Below are 25,244 nucleotides of genomic sequence, written 5' to 3'. Positions count from 1 at the left end.
GATAATTTATTCAATAAAAACAAAATGTAAGATAAGTAATGAAAAAATATCTACTCACTCCTCTTGCGGCAGCATTAACACTTACTTTAACGGCGTGTGGCGGCGGTTCATCTGGTGATGATAAACCATCTCAAGGCACAGGTAGCGGTGGCGTTACAGCACCACTACAAAAAATATCATTACAGGCATACACATACTCTTGCCAAACAGAAACGCCATATGCAACCGATATCGTTTTTCATAACGAAGCAGGTAAGCCTGTAGGCACAGCCAAAACCAATGCTGAAGGTATGTTTTCTGGTGAAATACCAAAAGACACAAAACACGTTTCAGTATTAGGTGATGAAGTTGCGTTTGATGACGGTGAGTATAAAAAAATTCGCACCGTTTTAGATATAGAAAACAGAACCGATTTGGGTAAGTTTTATTTTAATCAGCTCAAATCTGATTGCGGCTGTGAAACTTACACACTAGACACCAGTGAACTTTCTTATGCGCAAACAGGTTACTCACTCTATGCAGGTTATTTTAGCCCTGTTACAGACACTGTAAGAGTATGTACTGATGAAGACATTTACTTCTCCGTTGTCGCAAACGATTCAAATGAAGCCAAGGCAACGATCACAGCCTTACCAACAGATACAAAAACAATCAAGCTCACTGATGCTGACTTTACCGACCAAGGAGTCTGGGTAGACCATCAAGTCAGCGCAGGAACAGAGTACATTACGACCGCAGGATATTTTGAAGAAACAAACGCATTTAAATTCTATCAATTTAGACAAGTTGAACAACTTACACCTGTATTTATTTTCCCGACATTAACCGAGCATAACTTTTACAGACAATATTTTGACGAAGATAGCTATGTGGGCGATGTAAACGTTCGCATGCAAAGCCAAGCACGAAGTAGAATAAAAAATGACGGCACATTTGAACTTACTGAGTTACCTGTCATATCACCCGATCTCAGCGCCGATATTGTGGCCTTTGCAAATGCCAGCGACTTGAGCTATGACTTTAGTTCTGTTGATGATCGCCTAACAAATACTGAAATTGATTTCAGCTTCTTAGTTGATGATGCAGCCGAAACACGATTTGATATGAATATCAGAGGCTATATCAGTGGACAGGTGCCTGACCTATCATTTGGCTCTGTATTCCCAGAACCTACAGGCAACGCAACTCTTGAGCAGCTTGATATCTTTTTATATGGTTATGCTGGCAATCCTACCGATAAGAAAAGCGTTGATGCTTTATTAGAAGAAAGAGCCCAAGGTAAGCACATTACAAAAGATAAATTTAGTAATTACGTATATATAGATTTAGATGCAGCACTAGACTAAGCATTTATAAAGGCCACATTTGTGGCCTTTTACTTCTCTTCTTTCAAGTAATACACTGCTCAGTGCTTTTATTCTTCAAACAACAATAAATCATGAGTAAATATTACGACCCTATTAGCGCACAACACTGCCAAAACCAAGCTTTCGCTCCAAGTTATTGGGCCAGCACCCAATCATTGCCTAACTTACTACCTACTTTAACGTCTGACACAAATTGCGATGTCGTCATCATTGGCGGCGGTTTTAGCGGTTTACTTACCGCCTATTACTTAGCAACTGAGCATCAACAAGAGTGTATATTGCTTGAAGCGAATCAAGTTGGTTTTGGTGCCAGCGCACGCAATGCGGGGTTTGTATTAAAAGGCTCAGGCCGTTTAAGTTATCCGCAAATGGCAAACAAATGGGGCATGGATGTTTGCCAAAGCATTTATGGCGAATTTACAGAAGCGGTACAACGGGTTGAAGATCTGATTAAAAGCCAACAGATAGCCTGTGACCCGCAACCAAAAGGCTATCTAAAAATAGCGCATAATCAGCAGGCCTTCGCGGGTCTTAAAGCGCAAGCAGAGTTCTTACAAAAACACCTTTCAAGTGATGCCGAGTTTGTGTCAGTTGAAGAATTAAAAACAGGTTACATGAATAACCATCAAGCCTATGGCGCGATGCGTTTACCCGATGGCTTTGGTATTCACCCGCTTAAGCTTGTGCTGGGTTATAAAAAAATGGCCATGGAGGCTGGCGTTAAAATATATGAGCATACACTCGCAAGCAATATTAATGAAACAGGTAGCCATGTGACCCTTAAAGCCAATGGCTTTAATATCCAAGCCAAAAAGTTGGTGATCTCCGGGAACGCCTATAACAGTAAGGTAACTTCGCCAGTTATTAATAACCGCTATCTACCTATTCTCAGTAGCATAATGGTGACAAACCCACTTACTCAAGACCAACTTCAAAGCTCAGGGCTAAAAACCCACCAAGTGACGATGGATACGCGCACCTTAAAATACTATTACCGTTTATTACCCGATAATCGCTTATTGTTTGGCGGCCGTGGTGCAATTTTTGCCAAAGACCAAAATAAGCCAACCTATTTAAATAATCTAAAGAAAGGCCTCGCTGATTGCTTCCCAACCCTCAGTAATATCAGTCACGACTATTATTGGCATGGTTATATCGCGGCTGCGCTCGATGATATGCCTCACGTCACTGTGCAAGGAAATATTGGCTATACGCTTGGGTATTGTGGTGCAGGCGTCTCTTTTAGTGCACAAGCCGCATATCGACTGGCACAACAAATCGCGGGAGTCACAGTACCAAACTTACCTTTATATCGAACACCACTGCCTTATTTACCCTTTCCTAGTCTTAGACGATTTGGGCAATGGGGATATTATCAATACGCTCAATTAAAAGATAAGCTTGGTTAGCATATAAATTCTTGTGTCAGTCTATGGCTTTGCAAAAGGCTGACACTTTGTGCACATTTGCTGCACAATTGAAACCTACAGTTAATTCATAATCCAATTAAAGCTTTACTAATAGGAGTGATTGTGATGAAACTGACCAATCTCATAACACCTAAGTATCTCCTTCTATTCGCAACTACTTTCACACTATTTGGTTGCGGTAGTTCTGACAGCAATAATGAAATCATAGCTGACAACTCATCAGCTAGTGACGACACGAGTAGTAACTCTACACAAGGTGACTCTAATAGCTCTACAGACTCTGACAACAGCACTTCTTCCAATAACGGCACAGACAATGGTGCTGCGTCTATAAATGGCTCTACCAACGGCGTACTATGTGATTATTATTACAATGAATACAATGATTCAGCTTCTGTCCAAGCCACCAGCAACGCGCAGTGGTCATGTGATGGCAGTAATCGAACACTAACGGCTAATGGCCTACCGGATCATGCTACCGGGCAATTCCCCAATGCTAATAACCCCAATGAACTCAGCGAGCAAAACGTCTCTACCATTTACACACTTACCCCCAGTGAAAGCACATCGGCAAGTACCTTAGGTGGCCCTCGCGGTGCAACTGGCTATGTTTTAAATGGCGTAAAAATTGACGCCAATACTGCTGGCACCTGTGATGATTCTGGTAATAACTGTAATCTAATTGGCAATGAGGGGAATTGGCATATAGAAGCCCTGGGACAAACCAGTTTCAACTTCGGCACTGACGACAATAACGCCCATGTGCAACCAGGTGGTGCCTATCATTATCATGGTATGCCGGAAGGATTTATAACGCTCAGAGGCGGCAATAATACAACTATGACTTTAATTGGCTGGGCGGCTGACGGCTTTCCTATCTACGCACGATATGGTTTTAGCGAAGCTGGCAATGCTAATTCGCCAATAAAAGTAATCACAAGCAGCTATCAGTTGGTTGAAAATATCAGTGCCAGTCGCCCATCTGTTGAAGTGTACCCATTGGGCACTTTTACCGAAGACTGGCAATATGTAGCAGGGTCTGGAGATTTAGACGAATGTAATGGCCGTTTTGGTGTAACGCCTGAATTCCCTGAAGGTATTTATCATTACTACGCCACCGATTCTTACCCGTATTTTCAACGCTGTGTAAAAGGCATACTTTAGTTAAGGAGAGCAAGCTATGAATAGAATAAATCATTTAAGCACCACGGTCTTTTTTACTTGGCTTTTAAGCCTTATTTTCAGTACGACTAGTCATGCACATTTAATGGCACCGCATAAAGGCACGCTTAATTTTGATAATACAGGGGGCTATTTAGTGCTTTCTTTGCCTGCTTCCGCATTCTTAGAATTTGACGAAAATAAAGATAAGCAATTAACTATCAATGAAATAAAAAGGCGACAACAAGAGATCATTTCACTTATCACCAAATCGATTTATTTAACAGAAGAAACTAAAAAAACGTATTTGAGTGGCGCATTGTTAGCGCCGCAGAAAAGCCATACAAAGGAACAAAACACCGTAGAACAGATAGTGGTGATTGGTAAGTTCTTATCACCATTATCAAATAACACAACGTTGAATGCATCTTTATTTGGCGATACCGAAAAAAGCAAAGAATTAATAGTCACAGCATCAAATAAGAGTAGTAATCTGAAGCATATATTTAAACTAAATGAACAACAAATCAGCCAACGATTATTTCATTGAAGTGTAAGGAAACGATAGTTTCTTTACACTGCTTTATTTGACTCCTTCATCAAGGATTCAAAATCTTTTAACTTCATAGGTTTTGATAACAAATAGCCTTGAATTGCGTCACATTTCGCATTTTTCAGGTAGTCTAGCTGCTCTTGTGTTTCAACACCTTCAGCGGTGGTAACCACTTTTAACGACTTAGCTAACGAGATAATATTTTCTAGAATTGCCTGCCCTTTTACTGACTTCATACCTAAACGAATAAAACTTTGATCTATTTTTAAGTGCTTAATGGGCAGTGATAACACGGTTTCTAAATTTGCATGCCCAGTACCATAGTCATCAATGGCCACTGAAATACCTGCTTTCTCTAAACGCATCATATTAATGGCTGTTTTTTTATAATCTTTTATCAAACCATACTCGGTGACTTCTACTTCAAGCATATGTGGTGGAATATCAAACTCCCCAACGTGCTCAAAAATAACAGCGATAGTTTCTTGCTCAAACAAATGCCTTGCCGATAGATTGATTGAGATTGGCAAGACTTCTAACCCCATATCAAGCCATTGACGGATCTGCTTACATACAGTTCTGATCACATACCTGTCTAACTGAGGCATCATGCCTTTTTTCTCTGCCAAGGTGATAAACACCCCAGGAGAAATCACCTCACCTTCACATTGCCATCTTATAAGTGCCTCAGCGGCACAAGGTTTTAACGTTTTTGTATCGAACTTTGGCTGGTAATCAAAGTATAGGTCTTGTTCTTCTATCGCTTTTTCAAGCGCTTGCTTGAGCCAAGCCTGATATTTCAACTCTTCCAAAAAGTCCACATCAATCTTAACAACAGAGCCATAACTTCTATTACCTAGATCCCGTAAAGCCAAATCACATTGACCCAGTAAATCACTGAGACTTTCACTACTTAAAAGCTTGGCAGTACAACGAACAAATTTTAGCTTCACATAAAAGTCATCTAATTCGACTTCTTTTTTGTTTAGCTTATGAAACTGCTTACTCTCTTCTTTAAGTGAGCTTTGATGAAGCACGATAAACCGGCTAGAGCGCACTCGAGCAGCTATTATGCCCTGTAGAGGAAGCTCTGTTAGCGCGTTGGCAAAAGCACAAATATATTGGTCGCCGACTTTTGGGCCATAAACGTCATTTAAATCTTGCAGCCCTTCAAGCTCAATCACTGATAGTTGCATAGGTAATTTGATCGCTTTTAATTGATGAATAACGCCATTTAAATTCTGGAGCTCAGTTAATGAATCAAAATACGCGAGTTTTTTTATAGATTGCTCATATTTTGCAACATCACTAAAGTCTCTGACAAAGGCAATATATCGCTGCTGTTCATTGACTTTATATTGTGAAATAACAATTTCTACAGGGAAAGCTTCGCCATTTTTTTTAACCGCTGCCACATTTCGGATCGTGTTGAGCACTTGCTCCATGTGCTTCTTACCAGAGTGATTCATCATGCTTTGGCTGTGTTTGCGCTGATATTGTGTCGGTATTAATACAATGACATTACTACCCAATAGTTCAGTCTCATGACTATAACCAAACATGGTAACTGCGGTTTTATTAACATGGGTGATCATGCCTTGCGCATCTGTTTCTACAATGGCATCAGTTACCAAACCATTCACCAATTCGGAGAATTGTGCCTGCGCATTTAAGTAGCTTTGCAAGTATTCATTTAATGCAAAAGAGTCATTTAAAGTACATTGCAGTGGGAAAAAGTCACTTTGCTTATTTTCGGTAACCCTAGCGCTATGCGCCCCATCATTAAATTGCGTAATGACTCCTTGGATCTCAAAGATGGTCCTTTTGAGCTCTTGCCTTTTAACTTTTAAATATAGAAAAAAGAAAAATAAAAATAGACTGATTAACATCACTGACAAGTAGAATACTTGTCGTTGCAACTGCTCAAGCTTGTTGCTGATGTCACGTTTAAGATAAAGATAATGACTCGCTTTATTGGAACCCAATTCATAAATAGGCTGAACTAGCTGCAACAAATTTTCATCCATATCTAATCGCGAATCTGAGGAGACAAAATTAAAGATATTTGCATCTATTTCCAGTAATGGCTTGCCCTCATCAGCAATTTGATTAGATGCCACCACAACTTTATTCGCGTTGACTAGAATGACTCTTTCTACATCTCTTAGTTCACTTTTTAATGTGAGCCAGTTCTTGCTTTGCTCAATGTCATTATGACTAAAATTGTAAGCAAGTATCTCTGCACTAAAACTTAAACGAGCCAAATTATCTTCAGCAATGCTGTCAACTAAACTCTGTTTAATAATCAATTGATAGGCCAGAAATATACAGATTAATACTGCTGTAATAATCAATACAACATATATGAGAAGCTTACTTTTCATTTCGTACCATGTCTAAAATTACCGAACTGATTAAATCATCACAGTCGCAATCTTGTGAGGTTATCTGCTCTTCTTTCAATACCGAAGAAAATCGTTTAACGAGCTGCTTTTGAGTATCAACTTGGGCATACCAGTCTGTTACTTTATCTAGTTCAAATAAATGCAATTGTTGGTAAGACGCATAAAACTGTGCTTCTGGTAAGTTAAGTCTATTATTTAAAGAATGAAAGTAAGGCGTAATATTGTGATTTATTGCGGCCACTGTTTTTGAATTAGCAGCTAAAAAAGCGCTTAATACAGCTTGCTGATTAGCATTGAAGTCATATCGATTAACAATTAAAACATCTACAATTTCACCTGGGATCTGGGTGCTATCAAATAGGTTTGCAGCCCCTGCTGCAAGTAGTTTACTTTTTACGGGATCAAAGGTGAGAACAGCATCAACTTGCTCTTCAATCACAGCAGAATAATGGCGGTTTACTTCTAAATTAACAATTTCAAAGTCTGATTTTTTTAATTGGTTTATTTCTAAAAATCGTTTTAAAAAGTAGGCCCCCAGTGCTGAGGTTTCTACACCGATTTTCTTTCCTTTAAGCTCTAAAATAGAATCATAGTGCAGTGACATTAACGCATCAGCACCAAATGACTCATCAATAACCCAAACTACTTGGATATCGTAACCTAAGGTTTTAATTTTTACCGCTTCATCAAGTGTCACGGCAGCGACATCAATCGAGTTATTTATTATCCCGTTAAGTACCTGAGAAGCGTTCCTGTACTCTACAAACTTTATCTGTGTTTGAAATTCTGGATATTTCTTTTGAGTAACATATAAAGGCTCATAGCCAGGCCAAGTATTGGTTCCTATCCTCAATGGTGTTTGGGCTTGCTCAGTACAGCCCAATAGAAATATGCAAAAAAGTATAAGTAAGACTCTGAAATACATAGGTTCATACACAAACAAAACTGATGTATTTAAGTGTAGATGGTATTTCTAAAAGTGATATGAATCTTATTATTAGAGGTAGATTTTCATGAGAAGCACAAGCTTCTCGCCATACATAAGTTACTGAGCGTTTAAAGCATCCTGTTCAGTAAACTCTGGGTAACCCGCTGGTTTAAAGCGATTAATATTATAAACAAACCGGCTATCTTTGACTGGCAGAGTGGCAGAGCCATAATCATACTGGTTAAGCTTTTCACGTAAGCCATGGTTATCGATGCCATCACCCTGCATTTCGTACCAACTGATAATTGGTGGCGTTACAAAGCGATTGTATGCCGTTTCTGCAATTTCATTGCTTTTGGCAAAGCGAAGCGCATGAGTCAAAATGCCATCTTTGTGATAAACAATTTTTAAATGGCCATTTTCCATAGGCAGCTCAGATGCAGGCTTAGTAAATAAATCTCCATGCGCACTGTAACTTCCGTGCGTCACTAATCCATTTTTGGTCCATACAGCTGCGTACTCCCAATCATGACGATGCCCTCCTCTAAAATATGAAAACACCTGATCTTTTTTAAAATAAAGTGCATAGAAATGCGCGCAATACTGCCCACTTGGGGTATCTTTGCACGCATAACGGTGTACGGTATTAGAGGTATTAAGAAACCAAGTATCTCGGCAGTTTCCGCCTAAACTGCCTGATGTTTTCAATCCGGCATTTTGCTGCCCGGTACGGCTTATACCTGCGCTCGGCAAGCAACCATCACCATCAAAATCGAAGATAGGTTCTGTACCATTGATAACGTACGAAGCGGGTAATGCTTCATCTAAAGCGGCAAAGTCATTCGCCATAAGGTTGGTCGAACTTAACGCATAAGTCACAATGAGGCTTACACTGTGTAACAGAAGTGTCTTTGGTGTTGTCATATTGATTATCCTTAAAAAAACCAAAATAAAAATACAACATTTTTGTTACATTTTAAATTTATCTTCCTAACTCAGAAATCGACATAAAAGCCTACTTTTATTAAGAACTCCATCTAACCCCTTATTCCTAAAACAGCATAATGTAAAATAAATGTTATAAATAAATTGACGATATAAAGTTGTTACTCTATTTTATCGTTACACCTCGATGGGTGTTGTGAATAACATAGACACGGATTATTTCAAGGAAATCTTATGAATCACTTAATTAAAACAGCCTTAATGGGCTCATTATTGGCAAGCTTCTCCAGCTTTTCAGCAGACCTAGTTAAAACCACAAATACGCTCTCTCAGCATCCTGAGCTCGACATAATTGACCAGTTCAACCACAGCGCAATGCAGGTCACTGACATAATACGCGTATTGGCAAGCAATGTCGCCAAAGACTTAATCTCACAAAATAAGCATTGGTTAAACATGCTTAATAAAAACCACACTGCAAAGTTAAGCAAACTACATTTAACCCAAAATAATCAGCAGTTGATGCAAAGTGCCAACGCTCGTACGCGCTCTCTAAAAGGCTTGGAGCAAGAAAACTCTAACTTGTACCAGCTTAGACTTGCCTCTGAAAAGATGCTTGAACAATGGCAAGACGGTCAACAACCCCTTATTGCATTTGCACCAAAAGGCGATGACAAAGATTGGATATACATTGAAGCATTTGACGCTCAAGGCAATGTACATCTGCTAGATGCGCATACTATGCCCTCTCAACCTGTTCTGATTTTAGAATTAGACGGTCAGCAAGTTAAAAAAGAAGGCCTTGCTGTTATGCAGTCTATTTTTGAGCAAGCACGCAATCAGCCTGCATCGGAATTTATGGCACAGCAAACAATGCAAGCGTCATCTATCTCTACATCAAAGCTCGATAGAATTCGCTTGAATGATGATGAAGAGCCTTGGATCTCTGGTAAAGCAGAAGTCTATGCGGTGGTGACTGGCGTGAGTCCATCTCGTGATGAGCCAATCTTAGACATCGTCGATATGCCATACCTAGATCATGATGGCACTGACTATACGCCAAACCAAATTCTGATCCATTGGGAGCGCTACCGCTGGCAGGCTGCCGATGTCTTGTTGATGGAGCAAGATGACAATACTAACTATCAAGACTTGGCGACGACGTTTTTAGATATTGTTACTCAGGTGATGCGCGCAATACCAGACCCGAATGTACAAGGCTATGCGATTATTCCGCAATTAACTAACCAGTTAATTAAAGCCATGCCAAGTCACTGGTTTAGTAATGATGATGATTACCTAGATGTGTTTTACACGCTATTTGAGGGTCAAACCTACAGCAATCATATGGGCGCCAGCAATAACGCAAGAATCACCTTAACACCGCTGACAATCAACCCGAGAAATTAAAAAAAACAATGGTTTGAAAACATAAGTTTTAAAACTAGCAGCTAGACTCCCTGCTCTAACTGTAAAAGGCCTTAAATGAATATTTAAGGCCTTTTCTTATTGTGCAAATACCTTGCTATTTAGCTATGTTGGTAGCATCTATATGGTTTTGCTGTCTTACGATTAATAATTTGTACTTGATCATGTTCTAAGCCTTCGAGACTGGGTTTAATGGCGCGTTCAAAACGCATTGACGCCGCTTCAATTCTTCTCGCTTCTTTTTCAATTGCACGAATATCGGCTTCGTGATGTCTCACTATTTGCTCTATTTTGCGTGCTAGCTGCTTTTGCTCTCGTAACTTCTGCTTATCTATTTTTAGCACATTGTCATCTTCATAGGTCACCGCATCAGCCAGCTCTTCTAACTGATCTTGATACACTTCTAGCTCTTCGTCCATATCGCGTACAGGCTTTTCAAGCCGTGTCATTGTATCTTCGATATTTTGCAATGCCTGATAGGCAGAAATCTGTGATTCAGACATAGGCATATCTTTTACTTTTTCACAGTCTTTAAATACTTGGATGCGGTAATCTGAGTCTGCTTGTTTCTCAGGTGCAGCATTGGCAGCAACACATGCTGTTAAAACTGCACTGCTTAATACGGATATGAGGGCTTGAATTTTCATGGCAGTCACCTTTCCTGTTGATGTCATTGTTAATCAGTGTTTGAAAGGTTAGTCGCAGCGGTTTTGAAAAAAGTTTGAATAAATAAACTTTAAGCAATAAAAAAGCACAGGGCGAGTATTTTATTTGCTCACTGTGCTTTTAGCTTTTAGCTTTCAGACTATTACTTCTTAACCCATTTGCCATTTACTTTTACAAAGTGGCCTTTGGCTGTTTTTTGCAATGCTTTTTTGCCAGCTTGTTGTTCGACCTGCGCTAAGGTAATGCCATGTTTTTTAGCTAACTGCTCATACTTTGCTTTACGCTTGGCATTGATTGAATCAACTAGGCTTTTTGCATCAGCACTGTTTTTTACTGTAGCTAAATAACCTGATGCAGTTTCACCTACTAACCCTTGAGATTTAGCCGCTGTTAAATCTAATGCGAAAGCTGAAAAGGCAAAGCTCAAAGCTAAAATTGGCAATAAAAATACACTCTTTTTCATAACGTTCTCCTTAGAATAACTCACTGTCATCGCTAAATAGGTCATCTAGCTCTTTATCTACTTTTACTCGGATCTCATGATCCACTTTTACATTCAAATTAATGGTGATTGGTTCTTTGGTTTCTACTTGCACCTTATGCGTACATCCCATAAGCACTAAGGCACTGAATAAAGCCGCTATCCACTTCATGGTGTTCCCCTATTGAGTTAAAGCTTTCTCTACTTGTTGACTAATTTCATCATTCAATCGTAACGCCTTAAATAAGGTGTAAATGTTTTCATGATGCGTGTAATTAAAGTTCACTGGCTGTGCTTGGCTTTTATTTTCACCCTTAATATTCACACCCAATGTTAACCAACCGTCTTCTGTTAATGCCACATCACTGTGCAGCGTATCTATATCTAAATTATCCAGTAAACCAATCACCGTCTTCAATTGCGGCTGTTGAGCTTTGAGTGCATTTACTGATGCATTTTCTGACACACTCAACAAACCCGCTCCTAAATTGTAGAGCTTACCTTCAGTGATACTCACTTTGCCATCGCGCACTTCAATAGGCAACTCACCCGACACTCGCCCAGTAAGCGTTACGCCGGCTTCACGACCCGCTTTAGCTAAAATTGCCAAATCTAAGTTTTCAGCTTTTGCTTCAATGCGTTGTGGCGCTTGTGTGAGTCGAACCTTATTCGCTGTAAGTAAGCCATCAAACGCCTCTGCCGTAATAGCACTCAACCACGCCTGATTATCTTGAGCCTGAAGATCTGCGGTAATGTTTGTTAGCACAGCACCTGAACGAAACTCGTCAATTGTCACTGTAGTTTTTGGAATATTAATCACACCTGAATTGACCTGCCCGGTTATTTTGCCTGATGCATTACTTATATAATGCGTATCAAACAAGGCTGACGCGCCAAATTGCACATCAAACTCAACATTCTGTGACACCAAATCCCCACTTGCCACAACACTAGTGCTACCTTTTTCTATTTTTAATTTAGGCGCTATTTGCTCCAAAACTGGCTGTAAACCGATAAGGTCTTGCTCAATCATGACAAGCTGAAAAGGCTGCGCTTTATTTACTAATTCATGGCGTAACGATAGGTTCATGTCGAACACATCAATATCATGCTCAAAGCGTATACCTTCACTAAAATTAGCTTGAGAAGTGATATTCATATCTTCTACGAGCAGTTCAGGAGTTACAATCGCATCAAGGTGTGTTGTCACCGCAAGCATACTGGTATTCATAAAATCTTGTATACTGCCTTTTAAGTTCAAACTTTGTTGTATGCCTTGAACTTGGTTATCTGCTTGCTTAATGCCTTTTAACTGCCAGTCAGCGTCAAATTGAATCGCGTCATCGATGAGCTTTGACTGCCACTTTGCTTTAAGATCTCGCCCCTGAGCCAAAGGATGACTGAACGATAAAAGTGACAGCTCCCCATCCGCTATCGCATTTATATGCTCTGAAAGGTCACCCTCTACATCAAGATTAAGTGTTAACTTGGGCAGTTTAAGTGCTTGCCCTTGCCCGTCGATAAATTCTACTTTTAGAAGCTCAAGCTGGTTACTTGTTTTAAATGATATGTCGCCGCCAAGCCTACCTTTCACATCAAGCTTTGAATCAAACTTGATATCCGCTTGTTCTATAGGTGAGTTATCGATAAAAAATGCAGGCATATTAGGTTGAATTAAACTAACAGATATTTGGCTTTGAAACGCTTCACCACTGATACCAATAGGCCCATCTAGCTGTAATGTGCCAATTAATGCTGTTTGATGCTTTAAACTAAACTGAGACTTAAAATCCTGGGTAAGCAATTCAGCCTCTACATTATCTAATTGAATCTGGGTTAGCGCACCATTTGAAAGTATGACTTGATCTGTCGACAAGACATTATTACGTATAGACAACACGCTAGGTAATTTCAAAGTAACCTGCTCGGCCATTAAGTCAGCAGCTTGAACACCCTGTGACAAGTGTGTTTGCAATACCTCAATGCATGCTAAGGCCTTTACCGTGTTGGTAAGCTGGCTCAAATCAGCAACTGCCGCTCGATTTAACAAATCGACTTCACCGCTAATATTACCGAATGAATTTGCTGACACTGCACACTCAGGTAAATGGTGCTCAGCCAGCACTTCAATATCACCATCAAATTGCAACTGTTGGCCGTCAAATGCTGCATTCATCGAACCTTCTAACAGCTTGACTTGCTCAGGCTTAAAGGCTTGTATTGCGTTACTTGCTAATGAAACTTGGTTTAGCGTTAGCTTATTTTTAGATATGTTAACTTGGCCAATGAGATCACCATTAATTTTAAAGCGATTGAGGCTTGGTTCATTAAGGCTCATTGATACAGGCTCTATTAATGGAGTGCCTGACAGACTAATTTTTTTGACATTTAGCAGTGGACGCTCGTCAGGTAATACAAGATTAAGAGGTTTAAATTGAGGTGTTTCAGCGCTTGTCTCTTTTGCTGGCTTTAGCGCTATATTCAACTCTGCTAAAACAATATTTGACGGGTTAATGTCTGCTTTTATTAATTCAATAGACGCTGCAGAATGTTCAATGCATACCCTTTCAACCCTGATAGAGCGCAATCCGGTGAGCGACCAATCTATACAACTGAGCTCTACATTGGCATCAACCAAATAGGGCGAAGCTACTTTGGCAACCAATGTATTTCTATATCCATAAAGACAAATTAGGGCTGTGAATAAAAATACACTTACCCAAAGCAATCCTTTTTTAAACATAGCACCCTGACTAATAATAATTATACGCCGCTATTTTACCTACTTTTGTGATGTTTGTATCAGCAAAAATGTAATGAGATGTAGGTGATATAAAAAATACTCAATTTACATTATTTCACTAAATTGATGTGCCTAAGTTATATACATAATAGTTAAACTCATTTACGATTTTCTTAATTGAATAATAAAAAGGATTACCTAACATGTTAAAAAAAGCCCTTCTAGTTACGACGTTATTGTTGCCTAGCTTTGCAAATGCTGATGAAAATAAAGTATCGGCTGGGGTTGGCTTTCAATATGGCGGAGCACTCGGCGTTAAATATGCAGTGAATACGGGCGACAATAGCCGTTTATTTGCTGCCATTGGACTCATTGGTGGCGCCGTGGGTTATGAATATGCACTCAGTGAAAAGAATGCAATAAGCTTTGCACTTGGTTCTGAAATGATAGTCAGTGAAAAGGGATTTGTCATGCTTGAATACAATCATTACTTCCAAGGTCGCGATAATACTGGCTGGCGTGTTGGTGGTGGTATTGGTATCACCCGAGAAGATCAAGGAGGCGCATATGGTGCATACGGAGAAACCGATACAAAAGGAAACGTCAGCGTAAATATTGGTTATCAGTTTTAAACTTGGTGCAAAATACCCGCTGCAGAGCGAGATTGCTTTTTGTGAGGTTCAATAATCCATATGAAAAGTTGAACTTATCAAATTCAAAATAAGATTAGCCTATTCCCAAAGCCCCCTTAAAACATAACTGTGAGCTAACTTCCTTCCATTTTTATCGTGGATAACACTGCCGAGAGTTAGCTTTCTCAAGCAACAAAAAAGGTCACCGAAGTGACCTTTCAATTAAATAAAGTTGAGGCTGTGCAGATTAATTCGTCCTGAAGCTGCAGCCCGTTGCGTTCGCAGGAATTTTCTTCCCTGAAAAGCGTTCGACTAACTGCGAAACTTCGTTTCGGTTCAGTCTCACCCAACGTTTTTACGTGCGTTGCGGAACATGCGCATCCATGGGCTATCATCGATCCACTCTTGTCGTGGGTATCGCTGCCAAGAGTTAGCTTTCTCAAGCAACAAAAAAGGCCACCTTAGTGACCTTTTTTCATCTAACTAAACGATTAGCCGATGTTCTTTCTAGCGTTGCGGAACATGCGCATCCATGGGCTATCTTCTTTCCACTCATCTGGATGCCAAGAGTTAGCTACTGCACGGAATACACGCTCTGGGTGTGGCATCATTACTGTTGCACGACCATCCGTTGATGTAATACCTGTAATACCCTCTGGTGAACCATTCGGGTTGTTCGGGTATTGCGTTGTTGGCTTACCAAAGTTATCAACGTACTGAACTGCAACTGTGCCAGACTCAAGTGCTGCTTTCACTGCTGCGTCGTTTGCAAACTCAGCATGACCTTCACCGTGAGATACCGCGATAGGCATACGAGAGCCAGCCATACCTTGGAAGAATACTGACGGGCTTTCTTGCACTTCAACAAGGCTGAAACGTGCTTCAAAACGCTCTGACTTGTTCGTTACAAAACGTGGCCAGTGCTCAGTGCCTGGGATTAGCTCTTTCAACGTTGATAGCATCTGACAGCCGTTACACACACCTAAACTGAACGTGTCTTGACGCTCAAAGAATGTTTGGAACTGGTCGCGTGCCATGTCATTAAATAAGATTGACTTAGCCCAACCTTCACCAGCACCCAGTACGTCACCGTAAGAGAAACCACCACAAGCTACAAGGCCTTTGAACTCTTCTAGCGTTAGACGACCTTCAAGGATGTCACTCATATGAACGTCTACTGCTGCAAAACCTGCACGGTTAAATGCCGCAGCCATTTCAACGTGTGAGTTAACACCTTGCTCACGTAGGATTGCCATCTTAGGCTTAGCACCTGTAGCAATGTAAGGTGCTGCGATATCTTCGTTTAAATCGAAGCTTAGTTTTACGTTAAGACCTGGATCTTTTTCGTCAAACTTGGCATCAAATTCTTGCTTAGCACACTCTGGGTTATCACGAAGTGCTTGCATCTTGTAAGTTGTTTCAGCCCAAATAGTACGTAGTTCAGTACGTGTATTTGAAAGTACAGCTTCGCCACCACGGTTGAAGATTACTTTGTCTTCAGTGTTTAGTGCACCGATAGTGTGGCTGATTGCTGTAAGACCGTTATCAGCTAACACAGCTTCAACAGCTGCAAGGTCGTCGTTGCGAACCTGAATTACCGCACCTAGCTCTTCGTTGTAAAGCGCTTCGATGTCAGAGCCTGTTAGGCTATCAAGGTTGACAGTCACACCTGTACGACCTGCGAATGCCATTTCAGCAACGGTTGTAAATAAACCACCGTCTGAACGGTCGTGGTAAGCAAGTAGCTTCTCGTCTGCTACAAGTGCTTGCATCGCGTTGTAGAAACCTTTTAATAGCTCTGGGCTATCTACGTCAGGTGTCTTGTCACCAAGTTGCTTGTAAACCTGTGCAAGGCTTGATGCACCCATGCGGTTTTGACCAGCACCTAAATCAACTAGGATTAGGCTTGAATCACCTTTATCAGTGCGAAGCTGAGGTGTTACTGTTTTACGAATGTCTTCTACACGGCCAAATGCAGTGATTACTAGAGAAAGAGGTGCTGTAACCGCTTTGTCTTCACCGTCGTCTTGCCATGTTGTCTTCATCGACATTGAGTCTTTACCAACTGGGATCGTTAGGCCAAGTGCTGGACATAACTCTTCACCCACAGCTTTAACCGCTTCGTAAAGACCTGCGTCTTCACCTGGGTGACCAGCTGCAGCCATCCAGTTTGCAGATAGCTTGATGTTCTCAAGGCCACCAATGTTTGCGCCAGCAATGTTCGTTAACGCTTCTGCCACTGCTAAACGTGCTGATGCACCATAGTTTAGAAGTGCCGCAGGAGTACGCTCACCCATTGACATCGCCTCACCGTGGTAAGTATCAAACGCAGCTGCTGTTACAGCGCAGTTTGCTACTGGTACCTGCCAAGGACCAACCATTTGGTCACGTGCTACTAGACCTGTTACCGTTCGATCACCAATGGTGATAAGGAATGTTTTCTCAGCAATCGTCGGTAGACGAAGTAAACGCTTAGCGGCATCGAGTACGTCGATGCTATCTGTTTTAAGTGCTTCACCAGATACCTGCTTTGATTCAACGTCACGGTGCATCTTAGGTGCTTTACCAAGTAGCACTTCAAGCGGAAGATCTACAGGGTTGTTATCAAAGTGGCTATCCGCAACGGTTAGGTGACGCTCTTCTGTTGCTTCACCAATTACAGCGTACTGTGCGCGCTCACGCTTACAGATTTCTTCAAATCGTGCGAAGTCTTCTGCCGCTACAGCAAGTACGTAACGCTCTTGTGATTCATTACACCAAATTTCGTGTGGTGCCATGCCCGGCTCATCGTTCGGGATATTACGTAGTTGGAATTTACCACCACGACCACCGTCGTCTACAAGCTCAGGGAATGCATTTGAAAGACCACCCGCGCCCACATCGTGGATAAACGCGATTGGGTTTTCGTCGCCTAACTGCCAACACTTGTCGATAACTTCCTGACAACGACGTTCCATTTCTGGATTTTCACGCTGTACAGAAGCAAAGTCTAGGTCTTCGTTTGACTGACCAGATGCCATTGATGATGCAGCACCACCACCAAGACCAATGTTCATCGCAGGGCCACCAAGGGCTACTAGCTTAGCGCCAACTGGAATTTCACCTTTTTGAACATGCTCAGTACGGATGTTACCTAGACCACCTGCAAGCATAATTGGCTTGTGGTAACCACGTACCTCTTCACCGTTGTGGCTGTTCACTTTTTCTTCATAAGTACGGAAGTAACCAAGTAGGTTAGGACGACCAAATTCGTTGTTGAACGCCGCGCCACCTAGTGGGCCATCGATCATGATGTCTAGTGCGTTAACAATACGACCTGGCTTGCCAAAATTTGTTTCCCACGGCTGCTCAAAACCAGGAATACGAAGGTTAGATACAGTAAAACCAACTAGACCTGCTTTTGGCTTAGAACCACGACCTGTTGCACCTTCGTCACGAATTTCACCACCAGAGCCAGTTGATGCGCCTGAGAATGGTGCAATTGCCGTTGGGTGGTTGTGCGTTTCAACCTTCATCAAGATTTCAATGTTCTCTTGATTGTAGCTGTACTCGCCTTCTTTATTCGGGAAGAAACGACCTGCTTTAGAACCTGTCATTACCGCAGCGTTATCTTTATAAGCAGATAGTACGTTCTCTGGGTGCGTTTCGAATGTATTTTTGATCATTTTGAACAGCGACTTAGGCTGCTCTTCACCGTCGATTGTCCAATCGGCGTTGAAAATTTTATGACGACAGTGCTCTGAGTTCGCCTGTGCGAACATGAATAATTCGATGTCGTTCGGGTTACGACCTAGCTTTTGGAAGTTTTCCACTAGGTAGTCAATTTCATCATCCGCTAATGCAAAACCTTGCTCTACGTTTGCTGTTTCAAGCGCTTCACGGCCACCACCAAGGATGTCTACTGATGACATTGGACGCGGCTCTTCAACGCGGAATAACTGACCTGCATCTTCAAGACTGTTGTGCACAGACTCTGTCATACGGTCGTGTACTAGCTTAGCAACGTCATTTAGTTGTTCAGCGCTTAGCTCACCCTCAACATAGTAAGCAATACCACGCTCAACACGGTGAACCTTGTCTAGGCTACAGTTGTTAGCGATATCAGTTGCTTTTGATGCCCACGGAGAAATGGTACCAATACGCGGTGTCACTAGAATAAGTGCACCTTGAGGCTCATGTTCGGCAATAGTTGGGCCGTACTTAAGCAGTTTGTTTAGCTTGTCTAATTCAGAGTCGCTTAGCTCTGCAGTGACATCTGCAAAGTGCATAAACTCAGCGTAAATACCAGTTACTGGTAAGTTCGCATCAGCGCAAGTTTTAAGGATTTTTTGTACTTTGAAATCAGAAAGTGCTGGCGCACCACGTAAAATCAACATAGGTAATTTCATCCGGGGGTTAAGGATTGAACGATATTTAGGGCCGCTATTATAGTCGAATTCATGGCTAGTTTTAACTGTAAAATTATAAAACTGCCAAAAATCGTATTAGGTTCTTTATTCGAGTAAAAAAACACTTTTACTTCATGGTGTTAGATTTCTCATTTTGCATCTACTCAGAACTTTGATAGTTTAGTTTTATTAATAACTTCTCGCTTTGTCTTCATGCAGTTAAAACCATTGCTTACACTCATCATTTTTATGTGGGTTTTAGTCGGATGTGATAAACCGCCTATGACACAGCTTGAGCGCGTGCAACAAAAGCGCGAATTAAAAGTGGGCACTCTGGCAGGACCTGCTAATTTTTATCAGGCACAGCAAGGCGAACAAGGCTTTGAATATGAGTTAACACAAGCATTTTCAGAGTCTCTTAACGTTAAACTTAATATCGTGCCGTTTTACAGCCTACCTGAGCTTTTCCAACGTTTGGACAATGGTGATTTAGATTTTATTGCTGCAGGGCTTAGTTACCACCCACAACGTGGCGAACATTATCGCTTTGGCCCAAGTTACCGAGCTATTAGCCAAAAGCTAGTTTATAAACAGGGACCAAGACGACCAAGAAACTTTGAACAAGTCGATGCCCCTATTACTGTGTTAGCAGGCTCAAATCACTTAATTAGCTTACAAGAAGCAAAAAAAGCATATCCCAATATAGAAATAGATGTTGTTGATGATGTGGATGAAGAAGAGCTACTACAAAACATCATTGACGAAGAAATTAGCTACACAATTGCTGATTCTCACTCTCTTGCCCTTTTTCGCCGCTACCACCCAGAAGTCAGTATTGCTTTTTCGGTCACAAAACAAGATTCGATCAGTTGGATAATGCGCAAAGACCCCGATGATTCGCTCTACGCACTACTGATGCCTTTTTTTGACAAAGTAAATCAAAACGGAAAATTAGCAGAGCTTGAAGAAAAGTACTTTGGCCATGTGGAAACATTTAACTATGTAAACACCCTCGCCTTTGTAGAAGCCACGAAAGAAGTACTCCCCAAGTATCAAGCATGGTTTGAAAAATACTCAGAACAAAACAAATTAGACTGGCGATTACTTGCCGCATTAAGCTACCAAGAATCCATGTGGAAACCACGAGCAAAATCACCCACAGGGGTGCGTGGCATCATGATGCTCACACAACCAACGGCAAAACAAGTCGGTGTAAAAAACCGTCTTAAACCCGAGCAAAATATTAGAGGGGGAGCTATTTACTTAAGTAAACTGATCAAACGTGTTCCCAAGTCCGTACAACACCCTGACAATATTTGGTTTGCGATGGCGTCTTACAATGTAGGCTGGGGGCATGTGAATGACGCACGTAAAATTACAGAGCAACAAGGTGGCGATCCAAGCCGCTGGGCAGATGTGAAAAAACGACTACCACTGTTGGTTAAAAAGCGCTACTATCGAAAAACACGATATGGATATGCACGTGGGGATGTGGCAGTTCAATACGTTGATAACATCCGCCGATATTATGATGCACTGGTTTGGTTAGACGAAAACGGTGCGCTCAATTCAGAAAACGGACAAAAGTGACGCTTTCGGTCGCGTTGTCACAAATTTGCAATCATTCCCTGTAATTCTGCCAATCGTAGTATCAATCAATTTTCTTAAATAACGAGTTATATTGTTTGATATATGTACCAAAGATATTGGTATGGTTTAATCTCTCACAATTAGGAGGTGTCGATGCTTAACAGACGTCGTACTCACCAATTTAAACGAAACACTTCTCATACATCACCAAATCGTAGACGTGTTTTGACTAAAAATTCGCACAAGAAGGTGCTTAATCGAAGAAAAGCGTTCGCCATCATGCAAATGGATGAAATGGCAGAAAAAAATGAATCAGCAGCTCAGCCTTCTTGAGCTGCTTGTTTTGCCAACCTTTTCGCTTCTTTAATTTCTTTTCTGCGGCGACGAAAAAACGCCGATAATTTTTCTGCACACTGATCAGCCATCACACCCGAAGTCACCTCTAACTGATGGTTTAACTTAGGCTCTCTGACGATATTCATAATGGACCCCGCAGAACCTGTTTTTGCATCAGCTGCACCATACACTAAGCGCTTAATACGACTATGAACAAGTAAACCAGCGCACATTGGACAAGGCTCAAGGGTGACATATAAAGTGCAATCAATCAGGCGATAATTCTCGATTTTTTTGCCCGCTTCTCGCACAGCCATCATCTCAGCATGGGCTGATGGATCATGGTTACAAATTGACTGATTCCAACCTGCTCCTACAAGCTCGCCATCTTTCACTAACACGGCCCCAACAGGAATTTCATTCTGTTGCTCAGCTTTATCCGCATATTCTAGCGCCTTTTGCATCCAGTATTGATCTTGCTCGATTTCTGTCATTAGTGTCTGTTACTGCTACTATTTAGGAAGTTTAAGCGCAAATATACCACATTTAATTGCAATATTTGTCGATTTGGCATGGCTCAAGCTCCCGCATTTAGGCTATAATTCGCCGCTTTTTTTATTTCTTGAGCTATTATACCCGAACAATCTCAAGATAAATGACTCAGAGCGTGGCGTTCTGTTTCAGTTCAAGGAAAAGGACGCAGCGTAATGACTGGTCCTTTCCAAGTTCTTTAACGAAGAAATGGGACTGAAAACGCGCTATGTAAGCGAGATTGAGTTAGTTTGGGTATACACACACACGGGTAACACATGAAATTTCCGGGACGCCGCAGGCATAAACATTATTTTCCGGTGGAAGATAAAGACCCACTACTAGACCAGATCAGTAGTGAAGATGGGCTTAAGCGCAGTTATATTTGCGGCATAGACCAAATCGTTGTCGATATCGAAGCTAAAGTTGATCAAGCATTTCTTGATGAATTTGGCCTGCAACGAGGTATGTCACAAGTCATCGAAAGTGAGGTGACAAACGCGTTATATGACCGTCTTAAACGCGAAAATATGATCGATTATGAATTTGCAGGTGGCACCATAGGTAATACCATGCACAATTACTCGGTGTTAGCCGACGATCGCTCAGTACTGCTTGGTGTAATGAGTGAAAACATAAAGATTGGTAGCTATGCATACAAGTTTTTATGTAATACCTCTAGCCGAGTCGATCTGGATTATTTGCAACCAGTTGACGGCCCTATTGGTCGCTGCTTCACATTAATTGACGATACGGGGGAGCGCACTTTCGCGATCAGCCCTGGCTTAATGAATCACTTAAAGCCTGAATCAATTCCAGAGCAACTTATTGCAAATGCTTCAGCACTGGTGATTAGCGCCTACCTAATGCGCACATCTGGTGATGAGACGATGACAGAGGCAACACTTCAAGCAGTTAAATACGCGAATGAAGCCAACGTTCCGGTTGTTTTATCACTCGGCACCAAGTTTTTAATCGAACAAGATCCTAAATGGTGGGCTGAGTTTGTTGAAAAACATGTCGACATCTTAGCGATGAACGAAGAAGAAGGTGAAGCAATCACGGGCTTCAGCGATCCGCTATTGGCTGCTGACAAAGCGCTTGATTGGGTTGACCTTGTTATTTGTACTGCTGGTCCGAAAGGTCTCGTCATGGCGGGTTACGTTGATGATGAATTCAAACGTGAAACAGAATACCCGCTATTACCTGGTGCAATCGCTGAATTCAATCAATATGAATTTTCGCGATCTATGCGCAAAGATGCATGTGTTAACCCGATTAAAGTTTACGCACATACAGCGCCTTATATGGGTGGTCCTGATTCAATTAAAAATACCAATGGCGCGGGCGATTGTGCGTTAGCTGCGGTATTGCATGACTTATCAGCCAACGAATACCATAAAATGAATGTGCCAAATTCAGCAAAGCACGAGCACACTGCTATTACTTACTCATCATTAGCTCAGATCAGTAAGTATGCAAATCGTGCAAGCTATGAAGTTTTAGTACAGCACTCTCCTCGTTTATCGAGAGGTTTACCAGAACGTGAAGATTCATTAGAACAAGCGTATTGGGAACAATAAGCAGATTTGTACTAAAACAAATTAAACTTATAAAGCCGACTAATCAGTCGGCTTTATTGTATTTATGATTAAGTAAGTTTTAATGGTTTATATGTTCAGCAAGATATTCTAATGCGGCTATTCCCGCGACCGAATTGCCATAACTGTCTAAACCTGGAGACCACACAGCAGCTGTAAACTGCCCCGGCAACACTGCGATAATAGTACCTGACACGCCTGACTTCCCCGGCATACCAACACGATAAGCAAAGTCGCCGGCTGCGTCATAAAGACCACTGGTAAATAATAACGAATTGAGTTGTTTCGTTTGCTTTGCCGATAACACTTGCTCACCACTTTGCAAACAAACACCTTTATTACTCAAATAAGAAAACGTCTTAGCAAGTTCAACCACGTTCACCTCTATGGCGCAGTAATTAAAGTAACTCCAAAGCACTTTTTCGACGTCATTATCAAAGTTACCAAAGGACTTCATTAAATAAGCCATAGCCGCATTGCGATACCTATGCTGATATTCAGAGTTAGCCACAGTACGATTTATCACAACATTACTGTTACCCGACTGAGCTCTAAACTTCTCTAGTACAGCATGAATTGGTGCACTCAAACGAGAATAAAGTGCGTCTGCTGTAACGATAGCACCGGCATTAATAAAAGGGTTTCTTGGTTTACCTTGCTCGAACTCAAGCTGAGTCAATGAGTTAAAAGCTGTTCCTGATGGTTCTTTGCCAACACGCTGCCACAACACATCCCCATAACGCTGTAATGCCATGGTTAAGGTGAGTGCCTTTGACACTGATTGCACTGTAAATTTATTACTGACATCTCCAGCCGAGTATACTTTGCCATCAGAGGTTTGCAGCGCAATAGCAAACTGACCTTTCTTTTGCTCGGCAAGCGCAGGAATATAGGTCGCAACTTCTCCCTGGTAAGAAAAAGGCTCAACATGCTGGCATGTTTTTTCTAATAAAGTTTGATAATCAAGCACTAAATAAAGACCATAATTTTTTTCACAATATAGCCGATGTTAAACCACCAAAACACCAGTCGATATTCGTAACTAACAATATTAATTCAATACAAAAATCTAAACTCTCAAGCAACTCTCTTAAATAAATAATCTATTTTGAGAAAAGGCATTAGGTATAAACGAAACAAGCCCGATAAATCGGGCTTGTTTCGTTGTATTTGCAATAAACTTATTGACTTAAGTTCATCTCTTGAATAATTTCGTGGGCGATAGGTGGTGTGGTGCTCACTGGTTTTTCATGCCTATCTGCTTTTAACTGACCCTTTCTATGCTTTAGGGCGGCATCTAATTTTTTAGCTGCTGCTGATATAGCTTTGTACATAACATCACCATCTCCTTTTACTGCTACGCGTGCGCCTTCATAGTTGGTGCTAATCTCAGTGTAAAACTGGTTGTGCTCTTTACTAATAATAATATCTAAGGCGATCAATGAAGGAAAGTGGGTTGCAACTTTGGCAAACTTTTCTTGGACATGCTGTTTTACGGCGTCGGTTACATCTACGTGATGACCAGAAAGATTTATTTTCATAGGGTATCCTTTTTTTGTTTACCTCAACTACAGTATTGAGGGCAAAATTGGATTTCACAAGCAAAAAAATAGAAATTTTATTTTAATAAGAATGCCATTTGATTCAGATCAGCGCCACATTGCAAGTGCCTAAAAAGAAAACACCTTTCTATGGTTTTGAGTTGACTGAGGTTTATCTTGCTAGAAATGAAAAAGCCTCGCTATTGCGAGGCTTTTCAATGATGGTGCCCAGAGGCGGAATCGAACCACCGACACGAGGATTTTCAATCCTCTGCTCTACCGACTGAGCTATCTGGGCAAATTTTGTCTTGTATTAAAACCTTAATGGATTTTCAATACTATTCCCGAAAGCTCTATCGACTGAGCTATCTGGGCAAATTTTGTCTTGTATTAAAACCTTAATGGATTTTCAATACTATTCCCGAAAGCTCTACCGACTGAGCTATCTGGGCAAATTCTTCATGAATTTAGGCTTAGTTTAACTTCTTAGCGAGAAAATGGTGCCGACTATCCGAGTC

Annotated in this window: 20 protein-coding genes and 1 tRNA gene; 9 read left to right on the top strand and 12 right to left on the bottom strand. The window is 41.2% G+C overall.

What is annotated here, in order from left to right; all coding sequences use genetic code 11:
- Positions 1–38: 38 nt before the first annotated feature.
- The 4 genes from C1E24_RS17245 (at position 39) to C1E24_RS17230 (ending at position 4,508) form a co-directional block, all read left to right on the top strand.
- Entirely contained in the window at positions 39–1,346 is a 1,308-nt protein-coding gene (locus C1E24_RS17245; protein WP_138483598.1) for a hypothetical protein, read from the top strand.
- A gap of 92 nt (positions 1,347–1,438) precedes the next feature.
- Positions 1,439–2,776: an NAD(P)/FAD-dependent oxidoreductase gene (locus tag C1E24_RS17240; RefSeq protein WP_138483596.1), complete on the top strand. Its 1,338-nt coding sequence runs from the start codon at positions 1,439–1,441 to the stop codon at positions 2,774–2,776.
- Between the two features lie 126 nt (positions 2,777–2,902).
- Entirely contained in the window at positions 2,903–3,961 is a 1,059-nt protein-coding gene (locus C1E24_RS17235; protein ID WP_138483594.1) for a YHYH protein, read from the top strand.
- A gap of 16 nt (positions 3,962–3,977) precedes the next feature.
- The gene (locus C1E24_RS17230; protein WP_138483592.1) at positions 3,978–4,508 is read left to right on the top strand and encodes a hypothetical protein; all 531 of its coding nucleotides are present in this window, start codon (positions 3,978–3,980) and stop codon (positions 4,506–4,508) included.
- A 23-nt stretch (positions 4,509–4,531) separates the two neighbouring features.
- Here the strand turns inward: C1E24_RS17230 and C1E24_RS17225 are convergent, their stop codons facing one another.
- The 3 genes from C1E24_RS17225 to C1E24_RS17215 all read right to left on the bottom strand — a co-directional run bounded on the left by C1E24_RS17225 (position 4,532) and on the right by C1E24_RS17215 (position 8,768).
- Positions 4,532–6,895: a GGDEF domain-containing phosphodiesterase gene (locus tag C1E24_RS17225; RefSeq protein WP_138483590.1), complete on the bottom strand. Its 2,364-nt coding sequence runs from the start codon at positions 6,893–6,895 to the stop codon at positions 4,532–4,534.
- Positions 6,885–7,769, bottom strand: coding sequence for an ABC transporter substrate-binding protein (locus C1E24_RS17220; RefSeq protein WP_171040921.1), 885 nt, complete (start codon positions 7,767–7,769; stop codon positions 6,885–6,887). Before C1E24_RS17220 ends, C1E24_RS17225 begins: the two co-directional genes overlap by 11 nt.
- Positions 7,770–7,961: 192 nt before the next feature.
- Positions 7,962–8,768, bottom strand: a complete 807-nt coding sequence (locus C1E24_RS17215; RefSeq protein ID WP_138483586.1) for an NPP1 family protein — start codon at positions 8,766–8,768, stop codon at positions 7,962–7,964.
- A gap of 255 nt (positions 8,769–9,023) precedes the next feature.
- On the opposite strand from C1E24_RS17215, the gene C1E24_RS17210 reads away from it, so the two are divergent.
- A complete protein-coding gene (locus C1E24_RS17210; RefSeq protein WP_138483584.1) occupies positions 9,024–10,199 on the top strand; it encodes a DUF3103 family protein in 1,176 nt (391 codons plus the stop codon).
- 119 nt (positions 10,200–10,318) lie between these two features.
- Here C1E24_RS17210 and C1E24_RS17205 read toward each other — a convergent pair whose 3' ends face one another.
- The 4 genes from C1E24_RS17205 to C1E24_RS17190 all read right to left on the bottom strand — a co-directional run bounded on the left by C1E24_RS17205 (position 10,319) and on the right by C1E24_RS17190 (position 14,107).
- Positions 10,319–10,864, bottom strand: a complete 546-nt coding sequence (locus C1E24_RS17205) for a hypothetical protein (protein ID WP_138483582.1) — start codon at positions 10,862–10,864, stop codon at positions 10,319–10,321.
- Between the two features lie 161 nt (positions 10,865–11,025).
- Entirely contained in the window at positions 11,026–11,346 is a 321-nt protein-coding gene (locus C1E24_RS17200; RefSeq protein ID WP_058029036.1) for a YdbL family protein, read from the bottom strand.
- 10 nt (positions 11,347–11,356) lie between these two features.
- A complete protein-coding gene (locus tag C1E24_RS17195) occupies positions 11,357–11,536 on the bottom strand; it encodes a YnbE family lipoprotein (RefSeq protein ID WP_058029035.1) in 180 nt (59 codons plus the stop codon).
- Between the two features lie 9 nt (positions 11,537–11,545).
- Positions 11,546–14,107 carry an intermembrane phospholipid transport protein YdbH family protein gene (locus tag C1E24_RS17190; protein ID WP_138483580.1) on the bottom strand — a complete coding sequence of 854 codons (2,562 nt, stop codon included), beginning with the start codon at positions 14,105–14,107 and terminating at the stop codon, positions 11,546–11,548.
- Positions 14,108–14,310: 203 nt separating this feature from the next.
- On the opposite strand from C1E24_RS17190, the gene C1E24_RS17185 reads away from it, so the two are divergent.
- A complete protein-coding gene (locus tag C1E24_RS17185; RefSeq protein WP_138483578.1) occupies positions 14,311–14,739 on the top strand; it encodes a hypothetical protein in 429 nt (142 codons plus the stop codon).
- A gap of 491 nt (positions 14,740–15,230) precedes the next feature.
- On the opposite strand, the gene purL is transcribed toward C1E24_RS17185, so the two are convergent.
- Entirely contained in the window at positions 15,231–19,115 is a 3,885-nt protein-coding gene (gene purL / locus C1E24_RS17180; RefSeq protein WP_138483576.1) for a phosphoribosylformylglycinamidine synthase, read from the bottom strand.
- A 225-nt stretch (positions 19,116–19,340) separates the two neighbouring features.
- Here purL and mltF point away from each other — a divergent pair, with 225 nt between their 5' ends.
- A complete protein-coding gene (mltF, locus tag C1E24_RS17175; protein WP_138483575.1) occupies positions 19,341–20,717 on the top strand; it encodes a membrane-bound lytic murein transglycosylase MltF in 1,377 nt (458 codons plus the stop codon).
- A 153-nt stretch (positions 20,718–20,870) separates the two neighbouring features.
- Positions 20,871–21,050, top strand: coding sequence for a hypothetical protein (locus C1E24_RS17170; protein ID WP_058029031.1), 180 nt, complete (start codon positions 20,871–20,873; stop codon positions 21,048–21,050).
- Here the strand turns inward: C1E24_RS17170 and tadA are convergent.
- The gene (tadA, locus tag C1E24_RS17165; RefSeq protein ID WP_138483573.1) at positions 21,038–21,547 is read right to left on the bottom strand and encodes a tRNA adenosine(34) deaminase TadA; all 510 of its coding nucleotides are present in this window, start codon (positions 21,545–21,547) and stop codon (positions 21,038–21,040) included. The genes C1E24_RS17170 and tadA overlap by 13 nt on opposite strands.
- Before the next feature lie 315 nt (positions 21,548–21,862).
- On the opposite strand from tadA, the gene C1E24_RS17160 reads away from it, so the two are divergent.
- Positions 21,863–23,167 carry an inosine/guanosine kinase gene (locus C1E24_RS17160; protein WP_138483571.1) on the top strand — a complete coding sequence of 435 codons (1,305 nt, stop codon included), beginning with the start codon at positions 21,863–21,865 and terminating at the stop codon, positions 23,165–23,167.
- A 79-nt stretch (positions 23,168–23,246) separates the two neighbouring features.
- Here C1E24_RS17160 and glsB read toward each other — a convergent pair whose 3' ends face one another.
- From glsB to C1E24_RS17145, 3 genes are all read right to left on the bottom strand, one after another.
- Positions 23,247–24,155, bottom strand: a complete 909-nt coding sequence (gene glsB / locus C1E24_RS17155) for a glutaminase B (protein WP_138483569.1) — start codon at positions 24,153–24,155, stop codon at positions 23,247–23,249.
- Between the two features lie 211 nt (positions 24,156–24,366).
- Complete coding sequence (gene hpf / locus C1E24_RS17150) at positions 24,367–24,726, bottom strand: ribosome hibernation-promoting factor, HPF/YfiA family (RefSeq protein WP_138483567.1); 360 nt, start codon at positions 24,724–24,726, stop codon at positions 24,367–24,369.
- Between the two features lie 222 nt (positions 24,727–24,948).
- Positions 24,949–25,024: transfer RNA gene (locus tag C1E24_RS17145), tRNA-Phe, on the bottom strand.
- Positions 25,025–25,244: the final 220 nt, after the last annotated feature.

Source organism: Pseudoalteromonas phenolica, from assembly GCF_005876835.1.
GTDB classification, from domain to species: domain Bacteria; phylum Pseudomonadota; class Gammaproteobacteria; order Enterobacterales; family Alteromonadaceae; genus Pseudoalteromonas; species Pseudoalteromonas phenolica_B.
Note: the sequence above shows the minus strand (reverse complement) of the source record. Positions and strands in the feature narration are given on the sequence as shown.